This window comes from Mesorhizobium sp. M1A.F.Ca.IN.020.06.1.1, assembly GCF_004023265.1.
Classification (GTDB): domain Bacteria; phylum Pseudomonadota; class Alphaproteobacteria; order Rhizobiales; family Rhizobiaceae; genus Mesorhizobium.
The window spans coordinates 1-2,562 of the sequence record NZ_RZSR01000866.1; the positions used below are offsets into that span (position 1 = coordinate 1).

The 2,562-nt window shown below is 64.8% G+C and carries 3 protein-coding genes; all 3 read right to left on the reverse strand.

Annotation, left to right across the window (positions count from 1 at the left end):
• Positions 1-1,068, reverse strand: a 1,068-nt coding sequence (locus EOA60_RS28205) for an enoyl-CoA hydratase-related protein (protein WP_206628280.1), incomplete at its 3' end; no start/stop codon positions are given.
• A gap of 14 nt (positions 1,069-1,082) precedes the next feature.
• On the reverse strand, positions 1,083-2,291 hold the full coding sequence (locus EOA60_RS28210; protein WP_128312257.1) for an acetyl-CoA C-acetyltransferase: 1,209 nt from the start codon (positions 2,289-2,291) through the stop codon (positions 1,083-1,085).
• 33 nt (positions 2,292-2,324) lie between these two features.
• Positions 2,325-2,562, reverse strand: a 238-nt coding sequence (locus EOA60_RS28215; RefSeq protein ID WP_281060787.1) for an acyl-CoA dehydrogenase family protein, incomplete at its 5' end; no start/stop codon positions are given.

The following is a 2,562-nucleotide window of genomic DNA, read 5'->3' on the forward strand; positions in this document are numbered from 1 at the left end:
GTCGAGCAGCACGACCGGAATGCCGGCCCTGGCCGTGACATAGGCAATGCCGGCGCCCATGAAGCCGGCGCCGAGTATGCCGATCTTCTTGAACTTGCTGTCCGGCACGCCGGTCGGGCGGCGCGCGCCCTTGTTCAGTTCCTGCAGCGACACGAAAAGCGAGCGGATCATCGCCGCCGCTTCCTTGGTCTGCATGATCTCGGTGAAGTAGCGCTGCTCGATCCGGAGCCCGGTGTCGAAGGGCACCAGCAGGCCCTCATAGACGCATTTCAGGATCGCGGCGGCCGCCGGATAGTTGCCAAAGGTCTCGCGGCGCAGGATGGCGATGGCCGGCGGCCAGAGATTGGCGCCGGCCGCCGAATAGATCGGACCGCCGGGCAGCTTGAAACCCTTTTCGTCCCATGGCGCCACCGGCTTCAGGCCGTTTTTGATCATCGCCTTGGCGGTCTCGACAAGCTTCTTCGGCTCGGCGATCTCGTGGATCAGGCCCATCGACTTCGCCTTTTGCGGCGTCAGATTCTGGCCGCTGGTCAGCATCTGCAGCGCCTGCTGCTGATCGGTCAGCCGCGGCACGCGCTGGGTGCCGCCGGCGCCCGGGAAGATGCCGATCTTCACCTCGGGAAGCGCCATCTTCACCTTGTCGGAATCGGCCGCGACGCGGCCGTGGCAGGCGAGCGACATCTCGAAGGCGCCGCCCATGCAGGTGCCGTTGATCGCCGACACCCACGGCTTGCCGCAGGTCTCGATCTTGCGGAACAGACCGGTCATGTAACCGGCATTGTCGAACAGCGCCTTGGTCGCCTTTTCGAGGTCGTTTTCCTTTTCGACGGCGAAGGTGGCGAGCATCTTCTGCAGCATGGTGATGTCGGCACCGCCGGAGAAGCTGTCCTTGCCGGAGGTGATGACCGCGCCTTTGATGGCGGCGTCGCCCGCCACACGATCGACGATGGCGTTGAGCTCGCGCATCGCCTCTTCGGTGAAGACGTTCATCGAGCGGCCCGGCATGTCCCAGGTGACCAGCGCGATCCCATCGGCGTCCATGTCGAGGGTGAAATTGGTGTAGCTCATCTTTTCTCTCCCCGTCAGACGCGTTCGATGATGGTGGCAGTGCCCATGCCGGCGCCGATGCAGAGCGTGACCAGCGCGGTGTTCAGGTCCCGGCGCTCCAGCTCGTCCAGCACCGTGCCGAAGATCATCGCGCCGGTGGCGCCGAGCGGATGGCCCATGGCGATCGCGCCGCCATTGACGTTGATCTGGTCATGCGGGATGTTGAAGGCCTGCATGTAGCGCAGCACAACGGAAGCGAAGGCCTCGTTGAGCTCGAAGAGGTCGATGTCCGACAGCTTCATTTTGGCACGCTTCAAGAGCTTTTCGGTGACGTCGACCGGGCCGGTCAGCATCAGCACCGGCTCGGAACCGATATTGGCGAACGAGCGGATGCGCGCGCGGGGCTTCAGGCCCATGGCCTTGCCGGCCTTCTTGGAGCCGAGCAGTACAGCAGCGGCGCCGTCCACGATGCCGGACGAGTTGCCGGCATGGTGGACGTGGTTCACTTCCTCGACTGCCGGATGCTTCTGCACGGCCACCGCATCGAACCCGCCCATCTCGCCCGGCATGACGAAGGACGGATTGAGCGAGGCGAGCGACTGCATGTCGGTCGAAGGCCGCATGTGCTCGTCACGGTCGAGGATGGTGAGGCCGTTCTGGTCCTTGATCGGGACCACCGAATTCTTGAAGCGGCCGTCGTCCCACGCCTTGGCGGCGCGCTTCTGGCTCTCGACGGCGTAAGCGTCGACGTCGTCGCGGCTGAACCCGTATTTCGTCGCGATCAGGTCGGCCGAGATGCCCTGCGGCACGAACCAGCCGGGAAGGCCGACGGAGGGGTCCATGAACCAGGCGCCGCCGGACATGCCCATGCCGACACGTGACATGGATTCTACGCCCCCGGCAATGACGATCTCGTCCGCGCCTTGCGCGATCTTGGCCGCGCCGAAATTGATGGCATCGAGTCCGGAAGCGCAGAAGCGCGATATCTGCATGCCGGGCGCCCTGGTGTCGTAGCCGGCCTCGAAGGCGGCGGCGCGCGGAATGACCGAGCCCGCTTCGCCGACCGGATCGACGCAGCCGAAGATGATGTCGTCGACCGTGCCGGTGTCGAGCGCGTTGCGGTCACGCAGCGCCTCAAGCGTCTTTGCCGCGAGCCGCACCGCCGGCACCTCGTGCAGCGAGCCATCCTTCTTGCCTCGGCCGCGCGGCGTGCGCACGGCGTCATAGACATAAGCTTCGGCCATTTTCGTGCTCCTTGGATTTGCCGGTCGCTGCGCTCACAGAGAGCGCCCGATCAGCAATTTCATGATCTCGTTGGTGCCGCCGTAGATGCGCTGGACGCGGGCGTCGCGGAACATGCGGGCGATCGGATATTCGTTCATGTAGCCATAGCCGCCATGCAGTTGAAGGCATTCGTCGACGACTTTGCCCTGCAGGTCGGACAGCCAGTATTTGGCCATAGAGGCGGTGAACGGGTCGAGGCCGCCGTCGATGTGGCGGGCGACGCAGTCGTTG